A 27,000-nucleotide genomic window follows, 5' to 3' on the forward strand; every position below is an offset into this window, starting at 1 on the left:
TGGGATGGCTGCTCTGGCTAGGACCCTGTACCGGGCGTGAAACCAGGGTCACTGATTGGTGTTACCAGGGCGTGACCGACCGGTCAAACGCCAGTGAAGCCTTGATACGCGGCTTTTAAACCCCGACGCGGCCCTGACAGTGCCCTCAACTGCGAGGACGATCAGGACCGCGCTCAATCGGCCATTACCGACGAGTAGCCTCTTGTGCTCAGATTCACACGAATCGGGTGGCACTCCGTGCCATTCGGCCTAAGGGTCAGACGGCCTGCGAAGCGACGTAGGAGCCCCGCTTCTCGACGGCCATCTGGTACAGGCGGCCGGCCCGGTACGAGGAACGGACCAGCGGGCCGGACATCACACCGGAGAAGCCGATCTCGTCGGCCTCCTGCTTCAGCTCGACGAACTCCTGCGGCTTGACCCAGCGCTCCACGGGGTGGTGCCGGACGCTCGGGCGCAGGTACTGCGTGATGGTCACCAGCTCGCAGCCCGCGTCGTGCAGCTGCTTGAGCGCCTCGCTGACCTCCTCGCGGGTCTCGCCCATGCCGAGGATGAGGTTCGACTTCGTGACCAGACCGTAGTCACGGGCCTCGGTGATGACCTTCAGGGAACGCTCGTAGCGGAAGCCGGGGCGGATGCGCTTGAAGATCCGGGGGACCGTCTCGACGTTGTGCGCGAACACCTCGGGGCGGGAGGCGAAGACCTCCTCCAGCAGCTCCGGGACGGCGTTGAAGTCGGGCGCCAGCAGCTCGACCTTGGTGGGGCCGGCCTCGCGTCCCGCCGTCTGCTCGTGGATCTGGCGGACGGTCTCGGCGTAGAGCCAGGCGCCGCCGTCGGGGAGGTCGTCACGGGCGACGCCGGTGATGGTGGCGTAGTTCAGGTCCATGGTGACCACGGACTCGCCGACGCGGCGGGGTTCGTCGCGGTCCAGCGCCTCGGGCTTGCCGGTGTCGATCTGGCAGAAGTCGCAGCGGCGGGTGCACTGGTCGCCGCCGATGAGGAACGTGGCCTCGCGGTCCTCCCAGCACTCGTAGATGTTGGGACAGCCCGCCTCCTGGCAGACCGTGTGCAGGCCCTCGCTCTTCACCAGGCTCTGCATCTTGGTGTACTCGGGGCCCATTTTCGCCCGGGTCTTGATCCACTCGGGCTTGCGCTCGATGGGGGTCTGGCTGTTCCGGACCTCCAGGCGCAGCATCTTGCGTCCGTCGGGTGCGACTGCGGACACATCGGCTCCCTGTGCTTCGATTCTTCGGCGTCCACCAGGGTACGCCCGTACGGTTCTAGCTCCCCGGGGTGGGCAACCTTCGGCTCCGAGGGGACATTCCCTCGCCCCGCCGCGCCCCAGGGGCGCGGGGAACCGCGCGAACGGGGTCCGGGGCGGAGCCCCGAGGCTGTGACCGGGGGTCGAAGGGGCGCGCGGCCCCCGGGGTGGGACGGGCAGGGGCGGCGGGGACCAGGAAACCCCTCGTCAGGCCGACGCGCTTTCCACCACCCGTGGCCGCAGGTCGGCGTTCTCCAGAACCTCCCGCAGATGCCGCTCGGCGACCGGCAGCACCTCGGCGATCGTGACGTCCCGCCCCAGCTCATCCGCGAGGGAGGCGACCCCCGCGTCACGGATCCCGCACGGGATGATCCGGTCGAACCACTTGTTGTCGGGGTTCACGTTCAGCGAGAAGCCGTGCATGGTGACGCCCTTCGCGACCCGGATCCCGATCGCCGCGACCTTGCGGTCCTCACGCCGCTGCCCGGCGTTGGAGGGCGCGTACTCCGGTCCGTTCATCCGCGGGTCGAACTCGTCGTCCGTCATCCGGGGGTCGAGGTCCAGCGAGAGCCCGCCGAGCCGCTGCTCGACCGGGTCGCCGAGCACCCACACACCGCTGCGGCCCTCGACCCGGGTGGTCTCCAGGCCGAACTCCGCGCAGGTACGGATGAGGGCCTCTTCGAGGCGCCGTACATGCGCGACCACGTCCACCGGGCGGGGGAGCTTCTGGATCGGGTAGCCGACCAGCTGGCCGGGACCGTGCCAGGTGATCTTGCCGCCGCGGTCGACGTCGATCACCGGGGTGCCGTCGAGGGGGCGCTCGTTGTCGGCCGTGCGCCGCCCGGCCGTGTAGACCGGCGGGTGTTCCAGGAGCAGCACGGTGTCGGGGACCTCGTCCGCGAAGCGCGCCGCGTGCACCCGGCGCTGCTCGTCCCAGGCCTGCTGGTACTCGACGGCCTCCGTGCCGAACCCCATACGGACGAACCGCAACCCACTCACGGCAAGCGCCTCCCTCGGCGGTACCGCCGGCGGCGGCACCGCGATAGCCCTGTGGCTCTGTCAGGCGCGTGACGCGCCCAAGCCACTGTACGACCGTGCGACCGCGCGCTGTTCGAGCGGTCTCCGGCACCGACGCCCCGCCCGGCAGGCGAGGGGGTCCGGCGGCCCGTGGGTGCGAGGCGCGGGGGTGCGGGCCGACGCTCGTCGTACGCCGCGGCCGCCGGGCGTACGAGGGGCCCAGCCGGCGCGCGTCGGAGGCCGACCACGTCAGCCGTGCGGCAAATCCTCACACGATCGGATGAATGGACGCGGAAGTGTGCGATCGGACGCTTACTCTCCGCTACATTCGCGCCGTTCACAAGGCCGCAAAAGGCTTCTCACCAGGCAATCCGGGAAACCCCGCCGACACCCGGAAGGCAGGAGACCGCACCGCAGATGACGGAACGACCCGCGCAGCGCACCCCCAACCGCCAGCTCGCCGCCCTCATCGCAGAAGCGGGGTTCTCGAACGCGGGACTAGCGCGCCGTGTGGACCAGCTCGGTCTCGAACACGGCCTCGACCTCAGATACGACAAGACGTCCGTCACCCGCTGGCTGCGTGGTCAGCAGCCCCGGGGGACGACACCCGCACTCATCGCCGAGGTGTTCACCCGCCGCCTCGGCCGCCGGCTCACCGCCCAGGACCTCGGACTGGACGCCTGCGCCCCCGTCTACGCGGGCCTGGAGTTCGCCGCGACCCCCGAGGAGGCCATCGACATCGTCGGCGGCCTGTGGCGCAAGGACTCCGGCAGCCACGCCGAGCTCCGCAAGATCGCCTTCACGCCCGCCGGGCTCGTCGTCCCCAGTCGGGACTGGCTGATCGGCCGGCCCGACGACCGGGTCGGCCGAGGTGATCCGGGCGCCACCCGGGTCCCCCCGCAGGGCCGCCCGGGCGTCCCCCGGCAGCGCAGCCAGACCGAGCGCGGCCCCGGCCAGAAGGTCACCGGCGGGGACATCGCCGCACTCCGCTCGGTGGGCGAACTCTTCCGGGCCCTCGACGACGCCTACGGCGGCGGCCACGCCCGCCAGGCCCTCGTGCGCTACCTGGAGCACGAGGCGGAGCCCATGCTGCGCGGCGCCTACGGCGAACAGATCGGCCGACGGCTGTTCGCGGCCGCCGCCGACCTGACCCGGCTGGCCGGCTGGACCTCGTACGACATCGGCGCGCACGGCCTCGCCCAGCGGTACTTCGTGCAGGCGCTGAGGCTGGCGCAGGCGGCGGGGGACCGGGCGTACGGGGCGTACGTCCTGGTCACGATGAGCCGTCAGGCGGTGTACCTGGGGCACGGCCGGGAGGCCGTGCAGCTCGCGCGCGTCGCCCAGCAGGGCGTCGGGTCGGCGGTGCCGCCGGTGGTGCAGTCGCTGCTGCACTCCGTCGAGGCGCGCGGGCACGCGGTACTGGGCGAGGTGCGGGCCTCCACGGCCGCGCTGGTCCGTGCCGAACGCGCCCTGGAGACGGCCCGCCCCGGGGACGAAGTCCCGTACTGGGCACGGTTCTTCGACGAGGCGCAGCTCGCCGACGAGTTCGGCCACAGCCACCGCGACCTCCAGCAGTACCGGGCCGCCGCCCAACACGCCGAACGCTCCCTGCAGTTGCGGGCCCCCGCCTACGCCCGCAGCCGCCTCTTCTGCCGTGTCGTCCTCGCCTCCGCCCGACTCGGCCTCGGTGAACTCGACCAGGCATGCCAGCTCGGCGCGGAGGCCGCGGGCCAGGCCGCCGAGATGCGGTCGGTCAGGGCCATGGAGTACGTCCGCGACTTCGAACGCCGACTGGAGCCGTACCGGGACGCGGCCCCGGTCCGGGGCTACCGGGACAAGGTGGCGGCGTTGCTGTGAGCGTGCGGCACCCGACAGGGGCGCCCGGAGACACTCCGGGCGCCCCTGCGTCGTTCACGCGGCCCAGCGAGGCCCCTGAGGCCCCCTGGGGCCGGGCAGCAGGTCCCAGCGGTCCCAGCAGCCCCGCGAGGTCTCACGCGGCCGTTTCCAGCGGCTCCTCCAGGAACGTGGGGTGGGCGTCCAGGTCGGTCAGGACGGCATGGGCGGCCCGGCGGGCGGAGTGGAGGGCGCCCTGGACGGTGCTGGTGTCGCGGTGGTCGCCGCAGACGTAGAGGCCGGCGAGGAGACGCACCGGGCGGCGCAGGTCGTGCGGCGCGGGCATCGCGGGGACGGCCTCGGGGAGGTGGTACGAGGCGAGCAGTTCCCAGCGGGTCGTGGACGTGCGGTAGAGACGGGCCAGTTGGGCGCGGACCGTGGCGTCGAGGTGCGCGGCGTCCGGGGGAGTGCCGAGGACCGTGGAGGTGATCAGGGCGCGGCCCGCCGGCGCCCGGCTCGGGTCGACCTGGCTGATCACCGCCGTGTGCGAGACGGGTCCGCTGCGGTCGGCGTCGAGGAGCAGCGCAGGTTCGGTCAACGGAGGCTCGTCCGTGGCGTGGTGCAGGACCGTCACCGGGTGGAACCCCGGCACGCGCAGGCCGGGGAGCAGCTCGGCGGCGGACCGGGCGTCCGTGGCCAGCACCACGGCCCGGCAGGCGAGTTCACCGTGGTCCGCCGTGGTCACCGAGGTCGTGCTGATGGCGGTCACGCGCACCCCCGTACGGACCGAGCCGGGTGGCAGCGCCGCCGCGAGGAGTTCCGGAAGGGTGTCGGCGCCGCCCTCCGGGACGCAGAGCCGACCGGTCGCGTAGGTGTGCAGGGCCAGGTCGGCGCAGCGGCTGGAGGTCGCCAGCGTCGGGTCGGCGAGCAGCGCGGTCAGCAGGGGACGGACGAAACCGTCGATCGTCCGGGGTGGGAATCCCCGGGTCGCCAGGGCCTGGGAGGCCGGGACCTCCGCCCGGGTGAGGAGCCGTTCGGGCGCGGTCGCGGCGAGCCGGGCCAGGGCCATGGCCAGCCGGGACTGGTCGGCGGGGGCGCCCAGCCGACCGGGCCGGGTGCCCGTGGAACGGGCCTGGGCGCGGCCCTGGTTCCGGGGGAGCCTAGGGGCGCTTGCGAGGGCGCGTGCGGCTGTGAGTGCGCCCCTCGCGCTTCGCAGGACAGGGGTGGCGCCGGCCCGCTGATGACGGCCGTCGGAGTGCAGCAGGACGCCGGGGGCGAACGGGCGCAGGGGCAGGGTGTCCACGCCCGGGGTGCGGCGCAGTTCCGGGTACGACGTGGAGAGCAGATGTGCCGTCCGGTCGAGACGGAAGCCGTCGATCTTCTCGGTGGACATACGGCCGCCGACGGCGGGGGCGGCCTCCAGGACGGTGGTCCGCAGACCCGCCCTGGTCAGATGTCCGGCCGCAGCGAGGCCGGCCACGCCGGCTCCTACGACGATGACGTCCACGTTCCCCGTGTCCGCCTGGTACGCCGACTGGTGCACCGACTCAAGCACGTGCCCCTCCCGAGGTCGCGCGGCTGCGGAGACGTTATGCCCCCAACACCCATCTGAAATACCTGAGTTCGGCACGAGAGTGAAGGCGGGGGCCGGTCCCGGGGAAGGAGCGTGTGACCTCGCACGGGGGCATGGCCGGGGCTTCTGTGCGCCGGGCGTTCGGGGGGTACCGGTTCGTCGGCGGGTGCGGGCCCGGTGGGGCTTCTCGCGCAGTTCCCCGCGCCCCTGAGGAGCAGGGGCTGCGCCCCGCGCTTTTCACCCTGCGCCACCACCGCCTTCCAGGCCCGCAGGGCCGTGGTCTTTCAGGCCCGCAGGGCCTGGGCTTAGGGGCGCGGGGAACTGCGCGAGAAGCCCCACGCACCCGCACCCGACGACGCACCCGCACCCGACGACGCCCCCGCACCGACAACGAACCCACCCGGTCAGCCGAGCGCAGCTCGAATCGCGTCGTCGATCTCCGGATATCTGAACGTGAAGCCCGACTCCAGCAACCGGGTGGGAACCGCCCGCGTGCTGCCCAGGACATCACCGGCGACGCCCCCGAGGGCGAGCCGCAGCACGGGCGCGGGCACCGTGAACAGGGTGGGCCGGTGCAGCACCCTGCCCATCGCCGCCGTGATCTCGCGGTTGGTGCGCGGGGTCGGCGCCGTCAGGTTGAACGGCCCGGACAGGGACGGCGTGAAGAGCAGGTGGCGCAGCGCCGCGACCTCGTCGTGCAGGGAGATGAAGCTCCAGTACTGGCGGCCGTCCCCCATCCGCCCGCCCAACCCGGCCTTGAACAGCGGGAACAGCGGACCCCAGGCGCCCCCGCGCCGGGCCACCACCAGCCCCGTACGGGCGAACGCGGTGCGGATCCCGGCCTCCCGCGCGGCCTCGGTCGCCCCCTCCCACTCCACGCACAAGGCGGACAGGAACTCCGACCCCGGCTCCGCCGACTCGTCGACCACCCGGTCACCGGTGTAGCCGTAGAACCCGATCGCGCTGCCGTTGACGAACACGCTCGGCGGAGTGTCGAGGGCCGCGGCCGCCTCGGCGAGCGTCCGGGTGCCGCGCACCCGGCTCTCGCGGATCGTGGCCTTGTACGCGTCCGTCCAGCGGCGGGAGGCGACCCCCGCGCCGGCGAGGTTGACGACGGCCGCGCACCCCGCGAGCCCCGCCATGTCGACCCGTCCCGCGTCCGGGTCCCAGCGCACCTCGCCCCGCGCCCGGGGCTCCCGTCGCACGAGCCGGAGCACCTCGTGGCCGTCGGCCGTGAGGGAACGGGCCAGCGCCGAACCGATCAGGCCGGAGGCACCGGCGATCGCGATACGAGAACCGGGCGGAACGGGCGATTCAACGGTCATGCCCCCATCCTGCCCGGCGGACGGCGTGACCGTGGGCCCGGGCACCTGATCAGCGCGCACCGGCCGTCCGATCGCCGTGCCGCGCCCGTACAGTGGCCGCCATGCCCGTTCCGTACATACGCCTCGCGACCTCGGAGGACGAGGACACGCTCGGTCGGCTCGACCGCGAGACCTGGTCCACCCTGCACTCCGTCCAGGAACGGCCCACGCAGCCGTACGAGCCGTTCTTCAACGAGCGTTACGGCCCCCACGACCACCTGGTGGCCGAGATCGGCGGCGACGTCGTCGGGTACATCCGCCTCGCCCTGCCCTCCAAACTCGCCTGCCACGCCCACGTCCGCCAGATCCAGGGGCTCGCCGTCGCGGACGAGGCGCGCGGCTCCGGGGTCGCCCGCGCCCTGCTGCGTGCCGCGCGGGACGAGTGTCGGCGGCGCGGCGCCCGCCGGCTCACCCTGCGGGTCCTCGGCCACAACACCCCGGCCAGGAAGCTCTACGAGTCCGAGGGCTTCGCCGTCGAGGGCGTCCTGCCGGAGGAGTTCCTGATCGACGGGGCCTACGTGGACGACGTGCTGATGGGCCGTCGGCTCTGAGGCCGGCGTGTCACCGGATCACGACGTCACCAGGTCGCCCGTGTCCACCGCCGCCGTCGCGTTCGCGGCGCGCTCCGCGTCGGGGACGACCTCGTCCACGGTGAGCACGTAACCCGTCTCCGCGTCCGAGGTGGAGCGGGCGAAGACGACGCCGAAGACCTGCCCGTCGGTGGTGAGGAGGGGGCCGCCGGAGTTGCCGGGGCGGACGGTGGAGCGGATGGAGTAGATGTCGCGGGTCACCGAGTCGGTGTTGTAGATGTTCCGGCCGGTCGCGTCGATACGGCTGGCGACCGTGGCCGCCTGGAGGTCCAGGCCGCCGTCCTCCGGATAACCGGCCACCACCGCCGCGTCCCCGCGCCCGGCGCTGTCGTCGAAGCGCAGCAGCGGGGCCCGCAGACCCGGGACGTACAGCACCGCCACGTCCTTGTCCGGATCGAACAGCACGACCTTCGCCTCGTACGCCTTGCCCACACCGCCCACCCGCACGCTCGGCTCGTCGATGCCGGCCACCACGTGCGCGTTGGTCATCACATGCTCGGTGGCGTACACGAAACCGCTGCCCTCGCGGCCCTGGGTGCCCGCCACGCCTTCGATCTTCACCGTGCTGCGCTTGGCGGCGGCGGTCGCGGCCGCGGTGACACTGTCGCCGGACGGCTTGGCCACCTCGGCCGTCGCCTCGTTCTCGAAGGGGTTGAAGACCTGCGGGAAGCCGGCCTCGGTGAGCGCCGAGGTGGCGTCGGAGAACCAGGCCGGAGTGGTCTCCGGCATGGTGTCCTGCACGGCGCCGAGCAGCGCGGAGTCACGGATCGAGTTGGTCACCACCGCCGACGAGGAGGCCCCAAGGACGCTCGCGGCCACCCACGCCACGATCAGCACGGCGACCGTGTTGGCCGCGGCGCCGCCGACGCCGTCGGCCACCCGCAGCGGACTGCGGTCGATCTCCCGCCGCAGCCGCAGCGCCAGCCGGCCCGCCAGCTCGTGCCCGATCACCCCCGGCACCAGGACCGTCAGCACCGCCGTGACCGTCGCCGCCGGGGTGCCCGCCTCCACCAGCTCCATCATCCACGGCAGCACCCAGACGCCTGTCGCCGCGCCGCCCACGAAACCGGCGAGGGACACACATCCCGCCACCAGGCCGCGACGGTAACCGGACGCCGCGTAGGCCAGGATCACCAGCATCAGCAGGATGTCGAGCACGTCCACTCCGACCGCCTCTCTCTAGGGACCCTGTAGTACGCGCGGCACGGGTGCAGTGATCAGCTGTGCCCGCACGGCACCCCCGGGGCCCGCGCGAACCGGCCATCACCGCGCCGCCCGCGCCCCGAATCGTAAAAACGTCCCGGACCACGGCGTTGGTTCCTTCCGCTTCCACCGGGTGGCCCACTCCACATCGCGGCCGGCGCGCATCCGGGTGACTCTGGGGCCATGCGTGTGTTCCGGATGTCGCGGGGGGCGCGAATACGGCGGCTGCTCCGTGTGGGGCGCCGCCGCACACGGATCCCGCGCGCCCCGGACCCGGCCCGGCGGCGGCTGCGCGGGTCCCACGACCGCGCGCTCCCGGTCCGGGAGCGTATACGCCGGGTCCGGGAGCGTACCCGCCTGGCGCGGGAACGCGTGGACCTGCCCCGGCCCGTCCTCCTGTTGCTGGCCTGTCTGCCGGGGTTGGCGGCCGTGCTCGCCCTGGTGCTGTTCACGATCGGCGTGGACCGTACGCCCGACCGTGCCGACGGGCCCGCCACGGCCCGGCCCGCCCTGCCCCACCAGGCGCCCCGGCCGCCCATCGTGCCCAGGGCCCGCTGGCTGGACAAGGACGCGCCCAGCCAGCCGCCCGCCCGCTACGACGACGAGGTCGCCGCGGTCTTCATCCACCACACGGACTCCCCGAACGGCTACGACTGCGCCGACGCGCCCCGCATCATCCGCGGCCTCTACACCGGCCAGACCGACGCCAAGCACTGGGACGACATCGGCTACAACTTCCTCGTCGACCGCTGCGGCACCATCTACGAGGGTCGCGCGGGCGGCGTCGACCGTCCCGTCACCGGTGCCCACACCCAGGGCTTCAACCACCGCACCACCGGTATCGCCGCCCTCGGCACCTTCACCGCCGGCGTCCCCGTCCCGCAGGTCATGACCGACGCGATCGCCGCGCTCGCCGCCTGGAAACTGGGGCTCTCCGACAGCGACCCCCGGGGCAGCGTCCGGCTCACCTCCAGCAACAGCCTCAGCCGCTACGCCGCAGGCACCACCGTCCTGCTGCCCACGCTCGCGGGCCACAGCGACGGCTACATGACCAGCTGCCCCGGCGCGGCCCTCGCCGAGCGCCTGCCCGCGATCCGGGAACTGGCGGCCCGCCTCCAGGGCCGGACCTAGGGCCCTGTCGTGCCCGCGCGACCGCTCTCCCGCAGACCGTTCTCATCCCGTCGAGCCGGATCTCATGAGGTTCACAGACAGCGCGCCGCGGCCTCACAGGGTTCTCCCAGATCCGCGCCCTACCTTCGTGGTCGTCACGCCGACCGGAGGTGGGGAACATGATCAACAGCCGTACGAAGCGCTCGTCCCGCGACCCGAGGAAGTCCTGGTCCTCGGCCCTACGGAGCCCGTGGACGGTGGCCTGCGCCGCCGCCGTCGTCGTGCTCGGCCCGTCCGCCGTCACCGCGTCCGCGCTGGAGCGTGCCAACTCGGCGCCCCTGCACGGGGCCTCGGCCCCCGAACACCCGGCGCCGGGCAAGGAGCGACGCCACCACGGCCGGCCGTACACCACCGAGCCGTACGCGTACCTGCCGCGCACGACCAACCGTGGGCTGCGGGTCTGACCCGCGGCCGGCGGCACCGACGGCGGAGACCGATCGGAAGGCTCCTAGGGCGGAATCAGGCCCGGAATCGCTCCCAGAGCTTCGGGAAGCGTTCCGCGAGCGCGGACTCGTCCTCGAAGTCGAGCGGGGTGCCCTCGGGTTCGCCGGGCGGGGGCGGGATGCCGAGGTCCGGGGCGACCACACCGGTGAGCTGCTCGTACGCCTCGTCCGCGGCGTAACCCAGTTCCTCGCCGTCCCCGTCGATCTCGTCGTCGAAGTCGTCCAGCAGATCGGCGAGAGCGTCGGGGTCGTGCACCGCGTGCTCGAAGACCTCCCGGCCCTGGCCGATCAGCCAGCACCGGAAGAAGTCGAACACGTCGTCGCTGGCGCCGTCGAGCAGCACCCAGGCGGCGCCCCAAAGGTCCCAGGTGTACGCGCGGTTGTAACGGGACTCGAAGTGCCGGGCGAAGTCCAGCACCGCCTCCGGGTCCAACCGGCCGAGCCGTTCCACGAGCAGGTCGGCCTGGTCCTCGGGATCGCCCTCGGCGTCCTCCCGGGCCGTGTCCACCAACTCCCAGAACTCCGTCTCGTCCATCACTGGTCCAGCATCGGGCCTGGGCGGGTGGGACGCACGTGGAGAACGACCCATTCTTGTCTCAGGGGGCCGCGTACAGCCCGGCGAGACGGCGCGCGTCGTCCGCGAAGCGCTCCCGCAGCCCAGGGGGAGCCAGCACCTCGGCCTCCGCTCCCAACGCGGTGAGCTGGGTGTGGGCCACCTCCTCCGACTCCACGCGGAGGGCGACGATCACCCTGCCGTGCTCGTCGGGGGTGTCGGCGACGGCGCTCAGCGCGTCCCGGGCCGACACGGGGTCCACGACGTGCGGCAGCCTGCGCACCCCCTCCGCCGACAGTCGCAGCACGACCTCGGCGCGCAGGATCGAACGGGCGAATCGTTCCGCCTGTTCGTCCCAGTGGACCGGCAGATCGAACTCCTCGTCACGGGTGAAGCGGTCGTCGCCGGTGTCGACGCTGGTGAAGCGATCGATGCGGTAGGTACGGAAGACCCCCGCACCCGACCGGTTGCCGGGGTCGGAGGGGCCGGCCGAGTCGGGGACCCGGGCGCACAGGTACCAGATGCCGGCCTTGAGCACGAGACCGTACGGCTCCAGGCCGCGCTCGACCTCGGTGTGGCCCTTGCGGTACCGGGCGACGATCCTTCGGTCGTCCCAGACCGCGTTGGCCACGACGGGCAGCAGCTCGGGTGTCTTCGGCTCCTTGAACCAGCTCGGGGCGTCGAGGTGGAAGCGCTGCGAGGCCGTGCGGGAGGCGTCGCGGAGGGAGGGGAGGAGGGCGGCCGAGACCTTCAGCCGGGCGGCGGAGGCAGCGTCCTCCAACCCCATCTCCCGCAGTGCGCCCGGCACACCGCTGAGGAACAACGCCTCGGCCTCGGTGCGGGCCAGCCCCGTCAGTCGCGTGCGGTACCCGCCGATCAGCCGGTACCCCCCGGCCCGGCCCCGGTCCGCGTAGACCGGCACCCCCGCCTCCGACAGCGCCTGAGCGTCCCTGGTCACCGTCCGCTCCGACACCTCCAGCTCCCGCGCGAGTTCTGCGGCGGTCATGGAGGGACGGGACTGGAGCAACAACACCATCTTGATCAGCCGAGCAGCACGCATGCGGCCATGATGCCGGGCCGGGCTGACAAAAGGGGGTGCGTTGTCGGGTGGGGGTGCGGGTGCTGGGGGAGGGGAGCACGGGGCGCGGCCCCTGCTTCTCAGGGGCGCGGGGAACTGCGCGACCGGCCCCACCGGACCCGCGGGCGGCGACGGAAGGGGCGGTGCGGGCGAAAACGCCCCCACCGCCCCTTCGACGGCGTCAGAGCCCGTACCGCTCCCGCGCCTCCTTCACCGCCGTCGCCTTGACCTCACCCCGCCGCGCGAGCTGCGCGAGCGCGGCGACCACGATCGACTGCGCGTCGACCCCGAAGTGCCGGCGGGCCGCCTCACGCGTGTCGGACAGCCCGAACCCGTCCGCCCCGAGCGAGGAGTAGTCCTGCTCCACCCACTGCGCGATCTGGTCGGGAACCTGCCGCATGTAGTCGGAGACCGCCAGCACCGGCCCCTCGGCCCCCTGCAGCGCCTGCCGCACGAACGGCATCCGCTCCTCCCCGCGCAGCAGCGCCGCGTCGGCCTCCAGCGCGTCCCGCCGCAGCTCGCTCCAGGACGTCGCGGACCAGACGTCGGCCGCCACACCCCACTCCTCCGCGAGCAGTTTCTGAGCCTCCAGGGCCCAGTGGATCGCCGTACCGGAGCCGAGCAGCTGGAGGCGCGGCGCGTTCGCCACCGGGGACAGCCCCGCCGACTCGGCCGTGTTGAAGCGGTACAGGCCCTTGACGATGCCCTCGTCCACCCCCGCCACGGCCGGCTTCGCGGGCTGCGGGAGCGGCTCGTTGTAGACGGTCAGGTAGTAGAAGACGTTCTGGTCCTCGTCGGGCGCCGCCTCGCCGTACATCCGCCGCAAACCGTCCTTGACGATCGCCGCGACCTCGTACGCGAACGCCGGGTCGTACGTCAGTGCCGCCGGGTTGGTCGCCGCGATGACCGGGGAGTGGCCGTCGGCGTGCTGGAGGCCCTCGCCCGTCAGGGTCGTACGACCGGCCGTCGCGCCGACCAGGAAGCCGCGGCCGAGCTGGTCGCCGAGCTGCCACATCTGGTCGGCCGTCCGCTGCCAGCCGAACATCGAGTAGAAGATGTAGAACGGGATCATCGCCTCGCCGTGTGTCGCGTACGACGTCGACGCGGCGATGAAGTCGGCCATCGAACCGGCCTCGGTGATCCCCTCGTTGAGGATCTGGCCGTCCTTGGCCTCCTTGTAGTACATCAGCTGGTCGCGGTCGACCGGCTCGTACGTCTGGCCCTTGGGGGAGTAGATCCCGAGGGACGGGAAGAGCGACTCCATACCGAAGGTGCGCGCCTCGTCGGGGACGATCGGCACCCAGCGCCGGCCGGTCTGCTTGTCGCGGACCAGGTCCTTGACCAGGCGGACGAAGGCCATGGTCGTCGCCACGTTCTGCGAGCCGGAGCCCTTGTCGAAGGCGGCGAAGGTCTTGTCGGCGGCGGCCGGCAGCGGGGCCAGCGCGTGCGTACGGCGGGCCGGGGCGGGACCGCCGAGGGCGGCGCGGCGCTCCTGGAGGTAGCGGACCTCGGCGGAGTCGGCGCCCGGGTGGCCGTAGGGCACGACACCGTCGACGAAGTCGCTGTCCTTGATGGGGAGTTCGAGCAGATCACGCATCTGCTTGAACTCGTCCGTCGACAGCTTCTTCATCTGGTGGTTGGCGTTCTTCGACGCGAAGCCCTCGCCGAGCGTGAAGCCCTTGACGGTCTGGGCCAGGATCACGGTCGGCGCGCCCTTGAACTCGACGGCGGCCTTGTAGGCGGCGTACACCTTGCGCGCCTCGTGACCACCGCGCGAGAGGTGGAAGCACTCCAGGATCTTGTCGTCGCTCAGCAGCTTCGCCATCTCGACGAGCGCCGGGTCCTTGCCGAAGAAGTCCTGGCGGATGTAGGCGGCGTCGCGGGTCTGGTACGTCTGCACCTGCGCGTCGGGCACCTCGCGCAGCCGGCGTACGAGGGCGCCGGTCGTGTCGAGCTGGAACAGCTCGTCCCAGGCCGAGCCCCAGAGCGACTTGACGACGTTCCAGCCGGCGCCCCGGAACTGGGCCTCCAGCTCCTGCACGATCTTGAAGTTGGCGCGGACCGGGCCGTCGAGGCGCTGCAGGTTGCAGTTGATGACGAAGGTGAGGTTGTCCAGACCCTCACGGGAGGCCAGGGCGAGTGCCGCCGTGGACTCGGGCTCGTCCATCTCGCCGTCACCGAGGAACGCCCAGACGTGGGAGTCCGAGACGTCCTTGATGCCGCGGCTGGTGAGGTAGCGGTTGAAGCGCGCCTGGTAGATCGCGGAGAGGGGGCCGAGGCCCATGCTCACCGTCGGGAACTCCCACAGCCAGGGCAGGCGGCGGGGGTGCGGGTACGACGGGAGGCCGTCGCCGCCCGACTCGCGGCGGAAGTTGTCCAGGTGGGACTCGTTCAGCCGGCCGTCGAGGAAGGCACGGGCGTAGATGCCGGGGGAGGCGTGGCCCTGGATGTAGAGCTGGTCGCCCGAGCCGTCGGCCTCCTTGCCCTTGAAGAAGTGGTTGAAGCCGGTCTCGTAGAGCCAGGCGGCGGAGGCGAAGGTGGCGATGTGGCCGCCGACGCCGTACTTGGAGCCACGGGTGACCATCGCGGCCGCGTTCCAGCGGTTCCACGCGGTGATACGGCGTTCCATCGCCTCGTCACCGGGGATGCCCGGCTCGGCGGCGGTGGGGATGGTGTTGACGTAGTCGGTCTCGAGCAGCTTGGGCAGCGCGATGCCGTTGCCCTCCGCGCGCTCCAGGGTGCGGCGCATCAGGTATGCCGCGCGGTGCGGCCCGGCCGCCTTGGTGACGGCGTCCAGCGAGGCCTGCCATTCGGCGGTCTCCTCCGGGTCGCGGTCGGGGAGCTGGTCGAGCGCGCTCGGCTGGATGGCGTTGGGGTCGGTCATTGCGCCGCCTTCCTCAGTCGAAGGGGGTTCCCTCATCGGTAAGGGTTCGGGGTGCCCTTGGTCTTTGGCAGGACAGGGCGAGGGCTTCGGTGGAAGCCCGTCGGCGACTGTAACCCGCTGATCGATGATCGATCAAAGGGTTGCGGGCAAAATATCTTGATCACGAGAAAGTAGGCACGGGGTGCCTCCGGCGGAGACACCGGGTGCCTTGGTGGACCCGGGTTTGTGCAGGTGGGGCGGCGTCTGAGCGGGAGTTCGCTCAACAGCTCGGGGGTTTCAGGGGCGCGGGGAACTGCGCGAGAAGCCCATCGGGCTGCAGTCGCCCATGAACCCGAACTCCCGAGCTACTGGGCGCCTTGAACCGGCTCGTCGTCCGTGTGCGGGGCGCAGCCCAACACATGCGCCTTCACCAGGTCCGCGATCCGAGGGTCACGCCGGCGGAACGCGGCCACCAACTCCTCGTGCTCCTCCGCGTACGACTGCTGAACCGTCCCCAGCCACCGGATCGACAGCGCCGTGAACACCTCGATCCCCAGCCCCTCCCAGGTGTGCAGCAGCACCGAGTTCCCGGCGGCCCGCACCAGCTCGCGGTGGAACGCCACCGTGTGCCGCACCTGGGACGTACCGTCGGCGTTCCGGTCCGCCTCGTACAGCGCGGCCACATGCGGCTCCAGCGCCGAGCAGTCCTCCGCAAGCCGCTCCGCCGCCAGTTCCGCCGCGATGGCCTCCAGGCCCGCCCGGACCGGGTAGCTCTCCTCCAGATCGGCCGCCGTCAGGTTCCGCACCCGTACGCCCTTGTTCGGCGCGGACTCGATCAACCGCAGCGACTCCAGCTCGCGCAGGGCCTCCCGCACGGGCGTCTGGCTGACCTCCAGCTCCGTCGCGATCCGCCGCTCCACGATCCGCTCGCCCGGCTTCCACCGTCCGCTCACGATCCCCTCCACGATGTGCTCGCGGATCTGTTCGCGCAGCGAGTGGACGACGGGCGCGGTGGTCATGCGGGCTCCTTCGGCGGGGGACTGAGCCCCAAGGGCGTTGACCTCTAGACAATAAAGCCGTGGCCCTTCGGTGGAGAGGCGCACGGGGGTGCTTTCGCGCAGGTGAGACGAGACTTACACGCTCCCACCGGGGACCGGTTTGTAAAGACCCGTACCGGCCAGGCTCGACGGCGGTTCCCCGCCCGGCCGGTACGGGGCGCCGACGCACCGGTGCCCCGCCCGGAGGAATCCGGACGGGGCACCGTCGTACCGCGTTCAGTGGCCTCTGTTCAGAAGCCCCTGGTCAAGAGGGGTCACAGACCGAGCTCGACCTCGAACTCGCCCGCCTCCAGGATCGCCTTGACGGCCGTCAGGTAACGGGCCGCGTCGGCGCCGTCGACCAGACGGTGGTCGTAGGAGAGGGTCAGGTACGTCATGTCGCGGACGCCGATGACCGTGCCCTCCTCGGTCTCGATGACCGCCGGGCGCTTGACCGTGGCACCGATGCCGAGGATCGCGACCTGGCCCGGCGGCACGATGATCGTGTCGAAGAGCGCGCCGCGCGAACCGGTGTTGGAGATCGTGAAGGTCGCGCCGGACAGCTCGTCGGGCGTGATCTTGTTGGCGCGGACCTTGCCGGCCAGCTCCGCCGTGGCCTTGGCGATACCGGCGATGTTGAGGTCACCGGCGTGCTTGATGACCGGGGTCATCAGGCCCTTCTCGGAGTCCACCGCGATACCGACGTTCTCGGTGTCGAAGTAGGTGATCGTGCCTTCGCCCTCGTTGATCTTGGCGTTGATCGGAGCGTGCGCCTTCAGCGCCTGGGCCGCGGCCTTGACGAAGAACGGCATCGGGGAGAGCTTGACGCCCTCGCGAGCCGCGAAGGAGTCCTTCGCCCGGGCACGCAGCTTCATCAGCCGCGTGACGTCGACCTCGACGACCGACGACAGCTGCGCCTGCTCGTGCAGCGCCTTGACCATGTTGTCGCCGATGACCTTGCGGATGCGCGGCATCTTGACGGTCTGGCCACGGAGGGGGGAGGCCTCCAGGCTCGGCGCCTTCTTCGCGGCGGCGGCGGCCGGGGCGGCGGCGGCCGGAGCCGGGGCAGCGGCGGCGGCCTTCGCGGCCTCGGCGGCGGCGATGACGTCCTGCTTGCGGATACGACCGCCGACGCCGGTGCCCTTGACGGAGCCCAGGTCCACGCCGTTCTCGGCGGCGAGCTTGCGCACCAACGGGGTGACGTAGGCGCCCTCGTCGGTGGCCTGGGTGGCAGCCGACGTGGCCGGGGCGGCCGGAGCGGCTGCCGGGGCCGGAGCCGCGGGCGCGGGCGCCGGAGCGGCCGGGGCAGCGGCGGCGGGCGCCGGAGCCGGAGCGGCGGGGGCGGCCGGCGCGGGGGCCGGAGTCGGAGCCGCGGGAGCCGCCGGGGCGGGCGCGGGCGCCGGGGCAGCGGCGGCGGGCGCCGGTGCCGGAGCGGCCGGGGCAGCCGCCGGAGCGGCACCCGGGGCGCCGATGACGGCCAGCTTGGCGCCGACCTCGGCCGTCTCGTCCTCGGCGACCGTGATCTCCAGCAGCACACCGGAGGTGGGCGCCGGGATCTCGGTGTCGACCTTGTCCGTGGAGACCTCGAGCAGCGGCTCGTCGGCCTCGACGGAGTCGCCGACCTCCTTCAGCCAGCGGGTGACGGTGCCCTCGGTGACGGACTCGCCGAGCGCCGGGAGGACCACGTCGGTGCCCTCGGCGGAGCCGCCGCCGGTGGCCGCCTCGGCGGTCGGGGCCGGAGCGGGGGCCTCCTGCTCGGTGGAGGGCTGGGCCGCGGCGGGCTCGGGGGCCGGGGCCTCCTCGGCGGCCGGGGCGGGGGCGGCGGCAGGCGCGCCCGTGCCGTCGTCGATCAGCGCCAGCTCGGCGCCGACCTCGACGGTCTCGTCCTCGGCGACCTTGATGGACGCCAGGATGCCCGCGGCGGGGGAGGGGATCTCGGTGTCGACCTTGTCGGTCGAGACCTCGAGCAGCGGCTCGTCGGCCTCTACGCGCTCACCCTCGGCCTTCAGCCAGCGGGTGACAGTGCCCTCGGTGACGCTCTCGCCGAGCGCCGGAAGGGTTACGGAAACCGCCATGGTTTCTGTTGCTCCTTAACGATTGCGGAAGTCTGGATCGTCGCTTCGTCGACCGAGGGGTCAGTCGTGCGAGTGCAGCGGCTTGCCCGCGAGGGCCAGGTGGGCCTCGCCGAGCGCCTCGTTCTGCGTCGGGTGGGCGTGGATCAGCTGGGCGACCTCGGCGGGGAGGGCTTCCCAGTTGTAGATCAGCTGGGCCTCGCCCACCTGCTCGCCCATGCGGTCGCCGACCATGTGGACGCCGACCACGGCACCGTCCTTGACCTGGACGAGCTTGATCTCGCCCGAGGTGTTCAGGATCTTGCTCTTGCCGTTGCCCGCGAGGTTGTACTTCAGAGCGACGACCTTGTCCGCGCCGTAGATCTCCTTGGCCTTGGCCTCGGTGATGCCCACGGAGGCGACCTCGGGGTGGCAGTACGTCACCCGCGGGACACCGTCGTAGTCGATCGGAACGGTCTTCAGGCCGGCCAGACGCTCCGCCACCAGGATGCCCTCGGCGAAGCCGACGTGCGCGAGCTGGAGCGTCGGGACCAGGTCACCGACGGCGGAGATGGTCGGGACGTTCGTGCGCATGTACTCGTCGACCAGGACGTAGCCGCGGTCCATCGCGACGCCCTGCTCCTCGTAGCCGAGACCGGCGGAGACGGGGCCGCGGCCCACCGCGACGAGCAGGACCTCGGCCTCGAACTCCTTGCCGTCGGCGAGGGTGACCTTGACACCGTCCTGGGTGTACTCGGCCTTCGAGAAGAAGGTGCCCAGGTTGAACTTGATGCCGCGCTTGCGGAAGGCGCGCTCAAGAAGCTTGGAGGAGTTCTCGTCCTCGAGCGGGGCGAGGTGCTTCAGCCCCTCGATGATCGTGATGTCGGTGCCGAAGGACTTCCAGGCGGAGGCGAACTCGACGCCGATGACACCGCCGCCGAGGACGATCGCCGACTTCGGGACACGGTCCAGGACGAGGGCGTGGTCCGAGGAGATGATGCGGTTGCCGTCGATCTCCAGGCCCGGCAGCGACTTCGGCACGGAGCCGGTCGCCAGCAGGACGTGACGGCCCTGGACGCGCTGGCCGTTCACATCGACGGAGGTCGGGGAGGACAGACGGCCCTCACCCTCGATGTAGGTGACCTTGCGGGAGGCGACGAGACCCTGCAGACCCTTGTAGAGGCCGGAGATCACGCCGTCCTTGTACTTGTGCACCCCGGCGATGTCGATGCCCTCGAAGGTGGCCTTCACACCGAACTGCTCGCTCTCGCGGGCCTGGTCGGCGATCTCGCCCGCGTGGAGCAGGGCCTTCGTGGGAATGCATCCCCGGTGCAGGCAGGTGCCGCCGACCTTGTCCTTCTCGATCAGGGCGACGTCCAGGCCCAGCTGAGCCCCGCGCAGGGCCGCGGCGTAACCACCGCTACCACCGCCGAGGATCACTAGGTCGAAAACGGTGCTGGCGTCGTTCGCCACGTCACGTCCTCCATGCATGTGCGCCGTACGCCGGTCGTCCGAGACCCGCGCGGCGGCTGGTGTCCGGCCGCTCTTCTTCGGCCCTGTGGTGGGGGCCCTGTCCTGCCGAGCCCCATCTTCGCACTTGTCGCGGGCGAACGAGACGCCGGGCCGGGGTGTGAGACACCACACGCTCACTTGAGAAGGAGGGAGTGGGCAGCGCGCCCTTCAGGGGCGCGGGGAACCGCGCGACGAGCCACCACGGACCCGCAGCCGCCCACGCCCCTCAGGCACCGAGCTCCTAGGCGAACATCAGCCCAGGTCACCCGAAGCGGCCCGCTCGGCCAGCCGCACCAGTGTCCTGACGGCGGTGCCGGTACCCCCCTTCGGCGTGTACCCGAAGGGCCCGCCCTCGTTGAACGCCGGCCCCGCGATGTCCAGGTGGGCCCAGGTGATCCCCTCGCCCACGAACTCCTTCAGGAACAGCCCGGCGACCAGGCCGCCGCCGTACCGCTCGCCCATGTTCGCGATGTCGGCGGTCGGCGAGTCCATCCCCTTGCGCAGGTGGTCCGGCAGCGGCATGGGCCACGCTGGCTCCCCGGACTCCTCGGCGGCCTCGTGCACCGCGGAGCGGAAGGCGTCGTCGTTGGCCATGATCCCGAACGTCCGGTTGCCCAGCGCCAGCATCATCGCCCCGGTCAGCGTCGCCACGTCGACGATCGCGTCCGGCTTGTCCTCGGACGCCTTGGCGAGCGCGTCGGCGAGCACCAGCCGGCCCTCGGCGTCGGTGTTCAGCACCTCCACCGTCTTGCCGCTGTACATGCGCAGCACATCACCCGGGCGGGTGGCGGAGCCGGACGGCATGTTCTCGGCGAGGGCGAGCCAGCCCGTGACGTTGACCTCCAGCTTGAGCCGGGCGGCGGCGACGACCGCGGCGAACACGGCGGCGGCGCCGCTCATGTCGCACTTCATCGTCTCGTTGTGCCCGGCGGGCTTGAGCGAGATGCCGCCCGAGTCGTAGGTGATGCCCTTGCCGACGAACGCCAGGTGCTTCTTCGCCTTGGAGCTGGTGTACGTCAGCTGCACCAGCCGGGGCGTGGCCGCGGAGCCCGCGCCCACGCCGAGGATGCCGCCGTAGCCGCCCTTGGCGAGCGCCTTCTCGTCGAGGACGGTCACCTTGATGCCGTGTTCCTTGGCCGCGGTCTGCGCGACGGCGGCGAAGGCCTCCGGGTCGAGGTCGTTCGGCGGGGTGTTGATGAGGTCGCGGGCGCGGTTCAGCTCCTCGGTCACCGCGACCGCGCGCTCGACGGCGGCCTTGTGGGCCTTGTCGCGGGGCTTCGCGCCGAGCAGGACGACATCGGCGAGCGGCGCCTTGCCGTTCTTCGCCTTCGCGTCCTTGCCCTGCTCCTTGTAGGCGTCGAAGGAGTAGGCGCCGAGCAGCGCGCCCTCCGCGACGGCGGCCACGGCGGCGGCGTCGACGACGGGCAGCGTGAACGCGGCCTTCTTCGCCCCGGTCAGCGCGCGGGCCGCGGCGCCGGCCGCGCGGCGCAGCGTCTCCGTGCCGAACGTGCCGTCCTTCTCGGGCACCGAGCCCAGGCCCACCGCCACCACGAGCGGCGCCTTGAAGCCGGACGGCGCGGGCAGCTTCGTCACCTCGCCCTCGGCACCCGCGGCGCCGAGGGTCTCCAGGAGGCCGGCCAGCTTGCCGTCGTACGCCTGGTCCACGGCCTCGGCACCCGGCGCTACGACCAGGTCCCCGGACCGGGATGCAGGGCCCTTCGCGACACCGACCACGATCGCGTCGGCCCGGAGGCCCGACACGGCGGCGGTGCTGAGAGTGAGAGCAGTCACGGTGGTGAAATCTCGCTTCCGATTGAGTTTCGGTGGCCGAACGGATGGGTCGACGTGCCGAGAACGAGCCTAGGCCCTTGTTCGGCCCATCGGACCTGGGGCGTCGGCCGGTTGCGCCGCGCCGTCCGCATGGCGTCCGCTGCGACCAGCCTCCCCGACTTTCCGTCGGGGACGTGCAGGGAGATCCCCATGACTCAGGCGTAGGGGGATCCCTTATCGCGGCTTCGGGGCCGGGCGTCCATCGTCCGCGCGCGGGTCGCCGACGGTCTCCGCGCGTAGCGCGGGCCACCGATTTCGATCATCCCTGCGGACGTTCACCCCTATGTGGCTTCATGGTCATTTTCCTGCCCACATGTGCCCTGACCTGGGTGACACTCGTCCCGCCGGTGAGCGATCAGCTCATCGGTCTGCATCATTTCCACAGATTCCCCTCGGCGCGGCCGTTCAGTCCGGCCCCGGGGGATCTTCTCGGGGGAAGGGGCGAACATGGCGCACAACGTGCCCGGATGGAGAAACGCCGCCGCCGTCGTGGCGACGACGAGCCTGCTGGTGGCGGGCCTGGGCATACCGGGAGCGTCGGCCGCCACCGCACCACGCGTCGACCTGCGGGTGCTGGTGGTGGACAACGGCGACAGCCCCGTCCAGGCCATCACCGCGGAGCTGAAGAGCACCGGCATCCCGTACACCCGCGTGAACCTGGACGACGCGAACCGCCCGACCATCGACGCGGCCTTCCTGAGCGACACGGTCGGCGGCACCCCGCGCGCCAGGTACCAGGGCGTGGTCCTGCCCAACGAGGCACCGTTCGGCCCGGATTCGGCCGAGCAGAGCGCGCTGGAGACGTACGAGCGGACGTACGGGATCCCGCAGGTCGACGCCTACACCTGGGCGCACCCCGGGGTCGGGCTCGACTACACGAGCGAGGGCGGCTGGGCCGGTTCCCTCGACGGGCGTGAGGCCACGGTGACCGACGCCGGCCGGGCGAGCCGCTTCGGCTATCTCGACGGGCAGTTCGCCTTCGAGGACAACTCCGCCTCCACACAGGAGAGTTACGGCTTCGTCGCGCGGCCCCGCGCCGGCTACACCAGTTATGTCGACCTCCCGGTGCCCGGCGGCAGCGGCCGGGGCAGCCTGGTCGGGGAGTACGCCCACGAGGGGCGTCGCGAACTGGTCGTCACCTTCGCCTACAACCAGCACCAGCGGCAGTTCCGGGTGCTGGCCCGGGGGATCGTCGAGTGGTTGACGGACGGCGTGCACCTCGGCCGGAGCCGGAACTACTTCGGCGTCCACATCGACGACGTCTTCGCGCCCGACAGCCGCTGGGACACCGAGCGGAACTGCACGCCCGGCAGCTTCAACTGCGGCGGCGGGGACGGAGCGCGGGCCGAGCCGATCCGGATGACCGCCGCCGACGCCGAGTACGCCGAGCAGTGGCAGCGGTCCAGCGGCCTCACCCTCGACATGGTCTACAACGGCGGCAGCGGCGAGGAGTGGAAGGAGGCGAACGGCGGCGCCGACGCCCTCGCCGACCGGCTGGTCGCCGACCGGAACGCGTTCCGCTGGATCAACCACACCTACACCCACCAGTACCTCGGCTGCCTCCAGGACACCTCGACCGTCCCGTGGAGCTGCGCGAAGAACGCGGACGGCACCACCCGCTATCTGAGCCGCGCCGACATCGCCGCGCAGATCCGCGACAACCACGCCTGGGCGGTCGCGCGCGGACTGCCCGTGCAGCGCGACGAACTGGTGACGGGCGAGCACTCGGGCCTGCGGACACTGCCGCAGCAGCCGGACGACAACCCCAACCTCGCGGGCGCCCTCGCCGACAACGGTGTCAAGTGGATCGCCTCCGACAACTCCCGCGAACCGGCCCAGCGTCCGGTCGGCGCCGCGCTCACCGTGCCGCGCCACCCGATGAACGTCTACTACAACGTGGGCACCGCCGCGGAGATGGTCGACGAGTACAACTGGGTCTACACCTCGGCGGCCGACGGCGGCAGCGGCGTCTGCGAGAACAACGCGACCTCCACCTGCCTGGCCGCCCCACTGGACCCGGCCACGGGCTACGCGTCGCACATCGTCCCGCAGGAGGTCCGCACGGCCCTGCTGCACGCCGTCGGCAACGACCCGAGACCGCACTACGCCCACCAGTCCAACCTGGCCGAGGAGCGGCTGCTCTACCCGGTCCTGGACCGGGTGCTCGCCGACTACCGGGCGCTCTTCGCCTCCGACACCCCCCTGGAGAACCCCCGGCACAGCGCGGTCGGCACCGAGCTGAAGCGCCGGGCCGCCTGGCAGACCGCGGTCGCGAACGGCACGGTCACGGCCTACCGGATCGGCACGACGGTGACCGTGAAAGCACCCAGGGGGACCGCCGTCCCGGTGACCGCGCCGGCGGGCACCCAGAAGAAACTCGCGCTCGGGACCGCCGCGTTCGGCACCCCGTACGCCGGCGCGCGCTCGGCCTGGGACACGCCCGAGGCCCTGCAGTCCGCGCTCACGCTGAAACTGCCCTCCTGACCGACCAGCAGCGCGGGGCAGCACACCGGCCAGCACGCGCACCCCGGCCACTGGCCGGCCGGGGTGCGCGCTTTCGAGACGTAGGAACGTCCACAGGGGGACCGCATGATGCGCGACGGCCGTCATGTCACGATGCTCACCGAAGGCACCTATCCGCATGTCCACGGCGGGGTCAGCACCTGGTGCGACCAGCTCGTCAAGGGCATGCCCGACGTCGAGTTCCACCTCGTGTCGCTCACCGGGACCGGCCGCGAACCCGTCACCTGGGATCTGCCGCCGAACGTGTACCGGCACACCTCCGTACCGACCTGGGGCCCGCGCCCCGGCCGCGCCCGCGCCCCGTACGGCGCGGCCCGCCGCCGCTTCACCGACTCCTACGAGCGGCTGCTGTTCTCCGTCCTCGACCCAGACGAACCCCGGGGCTTCGAGGAGGCCCTGTACGAACTGGCCGGACTCGCCCGCGACGGACGCCTGTCGGCGGCCCTGCGCACCGAGTCCGCGCTCCGCTCGCTGATGTGGATCTGGACGATGCCCCATCTCCCGACGGCCGCCGCGCACCCCACCGTCCACGACGCGCTCACCGCGACCGATCTGCTGGAACACTCCCTGCGGCCGCTCGGTGCCCGGATCCCCGAGGACTGTGTGGCCCACGCGGTCAGCGGCGGCCTCGCCACCCTGCCCGCGCTCGCCGCCCGTGAACTGGACGGCGTACCGTTCCTCCTCACCGAGCACGGCATCTATCTGCGTGAGCGCTACCTCGGCCACCGCGCCGCCGACCAGCGCTGGCCCGTGAAGGCCTTCATGCTCGGCTTCCACCGCGAGCTGACCAGGCTCGGCTACCGTGCCGCCGACCTCATCACCCCCTGCAACCGGTACAACCGCCGCTGGGAGGAGCGCGGCGGCGCCGACACCGACAGGATCCGCACCGTCTACAACGGCGTCGACCCGGCCGCCTTCCCGCACGCCGGCCCCGAACCCGAAGTGCCCACCCTCACCTGGTGCGGACGCGTCGACCCCATCAAGGACCTGGAGACGCTGCTGCACGCCTACGCCCTGGTCCGCGCCGAACTCCCCGGGACCAAGCTCCGGCTGTTCGGGCCCGTGCCGCCCGGCGGCGAGGAGTACCGCACCGAGCTGGAGAAACTCGCCGCCGAACTGGGCGTCACCGACGGGCTCACCTTCGAGGGCCGGATCAGCGAGGTGTGGCGGGCCTACGCCGCCGGGCACGTCGTGATGCTGTCCTCGATCTCGGAGGGCTTCCCGTTCTCCCTCATCGAGGCCATGTCCTGCGGCCGTACGACCGTGTCGACCGATGTCGGAGGGGTCCGCGAGGCGGTCGGCGACACCGGGATCGTCGTACCTCCCCGCGAGCCGGAGACGATGGCCGACGCCGCGCTCACCCTCCTCCGCGACCACGAACGCCGCCGCGGACTGGGGGAGTCGGCACGGCGGCGGGTGATCGACCGGTTCACCCTGCGCCGGTCCGTGGACGCCTTCCGCATGATCTACCAGGAACTCGCGGGCCGGGACGACATCGTGTACCAGGCCGCGCCGGCGACGGTCGCCGACTGGACCGCCGAACTGCGCGACCCCTGGTACCGGACCGGCACGACGGACGGGACCGACCGATGAGCGGCCACCCGACCCCGACCCCGCCCCCGGGCGCTCGGCCCGCCCGGCTCCCCGCCGTCCCCCGTCCGCGCCGGCCGCACCGGGCCGATCCCGATCCCGTCGACCGACTGGCCGAACAACACCGGGAGTTCATCGCCGCCGCCGTCCACCCGGACGAGATCGCCGCCCTGCTGGAGTCCGACGGCATCTCGGACGACCGGATCCGCGCACGCTACGGCTGCCGCAACTCCTTCGCCCTCGCCGAGGAGTTGTACGAACGCGTCGAGCGCACCCACCCCGAACCGACCGGACCCGCGCACGACCCCTGGCGGATCGGCCTGCTCGGCTGCCTCCTGAGAGGCGTCGTCTTCGCCCTGCCCGGCCTCGCCTACGTCCTCGGCGCGCCGCTCCTGGCCGGCCCCCGCGACGACTCCGGCCTGCCCGCCGGTACGGTCCCGCTGCTGGCCGGAGCCCTGTGCGGCTGGATGTGGAACCAGGGGCTCGCCCACCGGGCGTACTCCTGGCTCGCGTTGGGCGACCGCGACGCCTGCCGCCGCTTCCTGGCCCGCGGGGCCCCGGCGGGCGCCCTGCTCTGCACGACGGTCGCCTGCCTGGCGGCCGGCGGGGGCGACCCGGGCGCGGTGGCCTTCGCCGCCGGCGAGGCCTGCTATCTGGGCGCCGCGACCGTCCTGCTCGTCCTGGGCCGCGAACGGGCCCTGCTGCACTGTCTGTTGCCCATGACGGTGGGAGCGCTGTTCGCCCTGGTCCGGCAGGTGCCCGACTGGTCCGGGCTCACCCTGCTCACCGCCTCCCTGGTGGCCGTGGTGCTCCTCGCCGTCCACGAGGTGGCGCCCGCCCTGCGGGAGTCGGGCGCCGGAGGCCGCCGGCCCGGACCCGCCGCCCTCCTCGGCGCGCTCGGCGGCGTCCCGGAGCGGGGCCCGGCCGCGCCCCGGCTCTCCGCCTCCCTCCCGTACGCCGTCTTCGGCCTCGGTACCGGTGTGCTCGTGCTGTACGCGACGCTCGGGGAGGTCATCGCCCACGGGGGCGGCACGGCCGCCGCGCCCGCCGCCGTGGCACTGACCCTCAGCATGGGCCCCGCCGAGTGGCTGCTGTACCGCTTCCGCAGCGGAGGCCTCGCCGGACTGCGCTCCACCAGCACACCGGGCGCCTTCTGGCGGGCCACGTCCGTGACCCTGGTCCAATGCCTGGCCGGTTACCTCTCCACCCTGCTGGTCCTGGCCCACGCCACCGCCGCGCTGTGGCCGCAGGCCCCGGACCTCGACGGCGTCCATCTCGCCGGCCTGCTCCTGCTGGGAGCGGTGCTCTGGACCGGCCTGCTGCTCCAGTCCTTCGGCGCGGTCCTGGGCGCCGCCGTCGTCTGCTGCGCCACGGCCGCCGCCCAGACCCTGGCCCTGGCGACCCACCCGGGCGACCCGCACGGGATCGGCCTGCTCGTGTACGGCGTCGCGGCCGCCCTCCAGGCGGGCCTGGTCTGCGGCCTGTTGGGGAGGGCGACGGCTCACCGATGAC

19 protein-coding genes are annotated in these 27,000 nt (G+C 72.3%); 7 read left to right on the forward strand and 12 right to left on the reverse strand.

Translation table 11 applies throughout. The annotated features are described in order from the left end of the window. Positions 1 to 256 precede the first annotated feature (256 nt). Positions 257 to 1,222 (reverse strand): lipoyl synthase, encoded by a 966-nt coding sequence (lipA, locus tag RM704_RS22250; RefSeq protein WP_033527461.1) that lies wholly within the window; start codon positions 1,220 to 1,222, stop codon positions 257 to 259. A 243-nt stretch (positions 1,223 to 1,465) separates the two neighbouring features. Next, entirely contained in the window at positions 1,466 to 2,257 is a 792-nt protein-coding gene (gene lipB / locus RM704_RS22255) for a lipoyl(octanoyl) transferase LipB (protein WP_033527462.1), read from the reverse strand. Between the two features lie 435 nt (positions 2,258 to 2,692). Between lipB and RM704_RS22260 the strand changes: the two genes are divergently transcribed. Next, positions 2,693 to 4,132: an NsdA family TPR-like regulatory protein gene (locus RM704_RS22260; RefSeq protein WP_033527463.1), complete on the forward strand. Its 1,440-nt coding sequence runs from the start codon at positions 2,693 to 2,695 to the stop codon at positions 4,130 to 4,132. A 133-nt stretch (positions 4,133 to 4,265) separates the two neighbouring features. On the opposite strand, the gene RM704_RS22265 is transcribed toward RM704_RS22260, so the two are convergent. Both RM704_RS22265 and RM704_RS22270 read right to left on the reverse strand, forming a co-directional pair. Beyond that, complete coding sequence (locus RM704_RS22265; RefSeq protein WP_033527464.1) at positions 4,266 to 5,663, reverse strand: NAD(P)/FAD-dependent oxidoreductase; 1,398 nt, start codon at positions 5,661 to 5,663, stop codon at positions 4,266 to 4,268. 422 nt (positions 5,664 to 6,085) lie between these two features. Next, positions 6,086 to 7,006 (reverse strand): TIGR01777 family oxidoreductase, encoded by a 921-nt coding sequence (locus tag RM704_RS22270; RefSeq protein WP_033527465.1) that lies wholly within the window; start codon positions 7,004 to 7,006, stop codon positions 6,086 to 6,088. Between the two features lie 101 nt (positions 7,007 to 7,107). Between RM704_RS22270 and RM704_RS22275 the strand changes: the two genes are divergently transcribed. After that, entirely contained in the window at positions 7,108 to 7,596 is a 489-nt protein-coding gene (locus RM704_RS22275; RefSeq protein ID WP_192829660.1) for a GNAT family N-acetyltransferase, read from the forward strand. A gap of 18 nt (positions 7,597 to 7,614) precedes the next feature. On the opposite strand, the gene RM704_RS22280 is transcribed toward RM704_RS22275, so the two are convergent. Continuing rightward, on the reverse strand, positions 7,615 to 8,799 hold the full coding sequence (locus tag RM704_RS22280) for a MarP family serine protease (RefSeq protein WP_033527467.1): 1,185 nt from the start codon (positions 8,797 to 8,799) through the stop codon (positions 7,615 to 7,617). 222 nt (positions 8,800 to 9,021) lie between these two features. Between RM704_RS22280 and RM704_RS22285 the strand changes: the two genes are divergently transcribed. Then, on the forward strand, positions 9,022 to 9,969 hold the full coding sequence (locus tag RM704_RS22285) for a peptidoglycan recognition protein family protein (RefSeq protein WP_438828942.1): 948 nt from the start codon (positions 9,022 to 9,024) through the stop codon (positions 9,967 to 9,969). Between the two features lie 158 nt (positions 9,970 to 10,127). Then, entirely contained in the window at positions 10,128 to 10,412 is a 285-nt protein-coding gene (locus tag RM704_RS22290) for a hypothetical protein (RefSeq protein WP_033527468.1), read from the forward strand. A gap of 55 nt (positions 10,413 to 10,467) precedes the next feature. On the opposite strand, the gene RM704_RS22295 is transcribed toward RM704_RS22290, so the two are convergent. The 7 genes from RM704_RS22295 to RM704_RS22325 all read right to left on the reverse strand — a co-directional run bounded on the left by RM704_RS22295 (position 10,468) and on the right by RM704_RS22325 (position 21,336). Further along, positions 10,468 to 10,986: a DUF4240 domain-containing protein gene (locus tag RM704_RS22295; protein ID WP_033527469.1), complete on the reverse strand. Its 519-nt coding sequence runs from the start codon at positions 10,984 to 10,986 to the stop codon at positions 10,468 to 10,470. Between the two features lie 61 nt (positions 10,987 to 11,047). After that, a complete protein-coding gene (locus tag RM704_RS22300) occupies positions 11,048 to 12,064 on the reverse strand; it encodes a helix-turn-helix transcriptional regulator (protein WP_033527470.1) in 1,017 nt (338 codons plus the stop codon). Between the two features lie 199 nt (positions 12,065 to 12,263). Then, positions 12,264 to 14,966: a pyruvate dehydrogenase (acetyl-transferring), homodimeric type gene (gene aceE, locus RM704_RS22305; RefSeq protein WP_033527471.1), complete on the reverse strand. Its 2,703-nt coding sequence runs from the start codon at positions 14,964 to 14,966 to the stop codon at positions 12,264 to 12,266. A 344-nt stretch (positions 14,967 to 15,310) separates the two neighbouring features. After that, on the reverse strand, positions 15,311 to 15,964 hold the full coding sequence (locus tag RM704_RS22310) for a GntR family transcriptional regulator (RefSeq protein ID WP_033527472.1): 654 nt from the start codon (positions 15,962 to 15,964) through the stop codon (positions 15,311 to 15,313). A gap of 293 nt (positions 15,965 to 16,257) precedes the next feature. Then, positions 16,258 to 18,057 carry a 2-oxoglutarate dehydrogenase, E2 component, dihydrolipoamide succinyltransferase gene (gene sucB, locus RM704_RS22315; protein WP_311591077.1) on the reverse strand — a complete coding sequence of 600 codons (1,800 nt, stop codon included), beginning with the start codon at positions 18,055 to 18,057 and terminating at the stop codon, positions 16,258 to 16,260. Positions 18,058 to 18,117: 60 nt separating this feature from the next. Beyond that, positions 18,118 to 19,506, reverse strand: coding sequence for a dihydrolipoyl dehydrogenase (gene lpdA, locus RM704_RS22320; RefSeq protein WP_033526487.1), 1,389 nt, complete (start codon positions 19,504 to 19,506; stop codon positions 18,118 to 18,120). 291 nt (positions 19,507 to 19,797) lie between these two features. Next, on the reverse strand, positions 19,798 to 21,336 hold the full coding sequence (locus tag RM704_RS22325; protein ID WP_033526486.1) for a leucyl aminopeptidase: 1,539 nt from the start codon (positions 21,334 to 21,336) through the stop codon (positions 19,798 to 19,800). 486 nt (positions 21,337 to 21,822) lie between these two features. Between RM704_RS22325 and RM704_RS22330 the strand changes: the two genes are divergently transcribed. From RM704_RS22330 to RM704_RS22340, 3 genes are all read left to right on the forward strand, one after another. Further along, positions 21,823 to 23,859 carry a hypothetical protein gene (locus RM704_RS22330; protein WP_033526485.1) on the forward strand — a complete coding sequence of 679 codons (2,037 nt, stop codon included), beginning with the start codon at positions 21,823 to 21,825 and terminating at the stop codon, positions 23,857 to 23,859. 105 nt (positions 23,860 to 23,964) lie between these two features. Next, a complete protein-coding gene (pelF, locus tag RM704_RS22335; RefSeq protein ID WP_033526484.1) occupies positions 23,965 to 25,491 on the forward strand; it encodes a GT4 family glycosyltransferase PelF in 1,527 nt (508 codons plus the stop codon). Beyond that, positions 25,488 to 26,999 (forward strand): hypothetical protein, encoded by a 1,512-nt coding sequence (locus tag RM704_RS22340; RefSeq protein WP_033526483.1) that lies wholly within the window; start codon positions 25,488 to 25,490, stop codon positions 26,997 to 26,999. Before pelF ends, RM704_RS22340 begins: the two co-directional genes overlap by 4 nt. Position 27,000: the final 1 nt, after the last annotated feature.

The sequence above is a fragment of the Streptomyces gottesmaniae genome, from assembly GCF_031845845.1.
Lineage (GTDB): Bacteria > Actinomycetota > Actinomycetes > Streptomycetales > Streptomycetaceae > Streptomyces > Streptomyces akebiae.

Coding starts and splice junctions, on each gene's coding strand:
- RM704_RS22260 (WP_033527463.1), top strand. CDS start 2,693: ATGACGGAACGACCCGCGCAGCGCACCCCCAACCGCCAGCTCGCCGCC.
- RM704_RS22270 (WP_033527465.1), bottom strand. CDS start 7,006: ATGACCGTTGAATCGCCCGTTCCGCCCGGTTCTCGTATCGCGATCGCC.
- RM704_RS22275 (WP_192829660.1), top strand. CDS start 7,108: ATGCCCGTTCCGTACATACGCCTCGCGACCTCGGAGGACGAGGACACG.
- RM704_RS22285 (WP_438828942.1), top strand. CDS start 9,022: ATGCGTGTGTTCCGGATGTCGCGGGGGGCGCGAATACGGCGGCTGCTC.
- RM704_RS22290 (WP_033527468.1), top strand. CDS start 10,128: ATGATCAACAGCCGTACGAAGCGCTCGTCCCGCGACCCGAGGAAGTCC.
- RM704_RS22295 (WP_033527469.1), bottom strand. CDS start 10,986: ATGGACGAGACGGAGTTCTGGGAGTTGGTGGACACGGCCCGGGAGGAC.
- RM704_RS22300 (WP_033527470.1), bottom strand. CDS start 12,064: ATGCGTGCTGCTCGGCTGATCAAGATGGTGTTGTTGCTCCAGTCCCGT.
- aceE (WP_033527471.1), bottom strand. CDS start 14,966: ATGACCGACCCCAACGCCATCCAGCCGAGCGCGCTCGACCAGCTCCCC.
- RM704_RS22310 (WP_033527472.1), bottom strand. CDS start 15,964: ATGACCACCGCGCCCGTCGTCCACTCGCTGCGCGAACAGATCCGCGAG.
- sucB (WP_311591077.1), bottom strand. CDS start 18,057: ATGGCGGTTTCCGTAACCCTTCCGGCGCTCGGCGAGAGCGTCACCGAG.
- RM704_RS22330 (WP_033526485.1), top strand. CDS start 21,823: ATGGCGCACAACGTGCCCGGATGGAGAAACGCCGCCGCCGTCGTGGCG.
- pelF (WP_033526484.1), top strand. CDS start 23,965: ATGATGCGCGACGGCCGTCATGTCACGATGCTCACCGAAGGCACCTAT.
- RM704_RS22340 (WP_033526483.1), top strand. CDS start 25,488: ATGAGCGGCCACCCGACCCCGACCCCGCCCCCGGGCGCTCGGCCCGCC.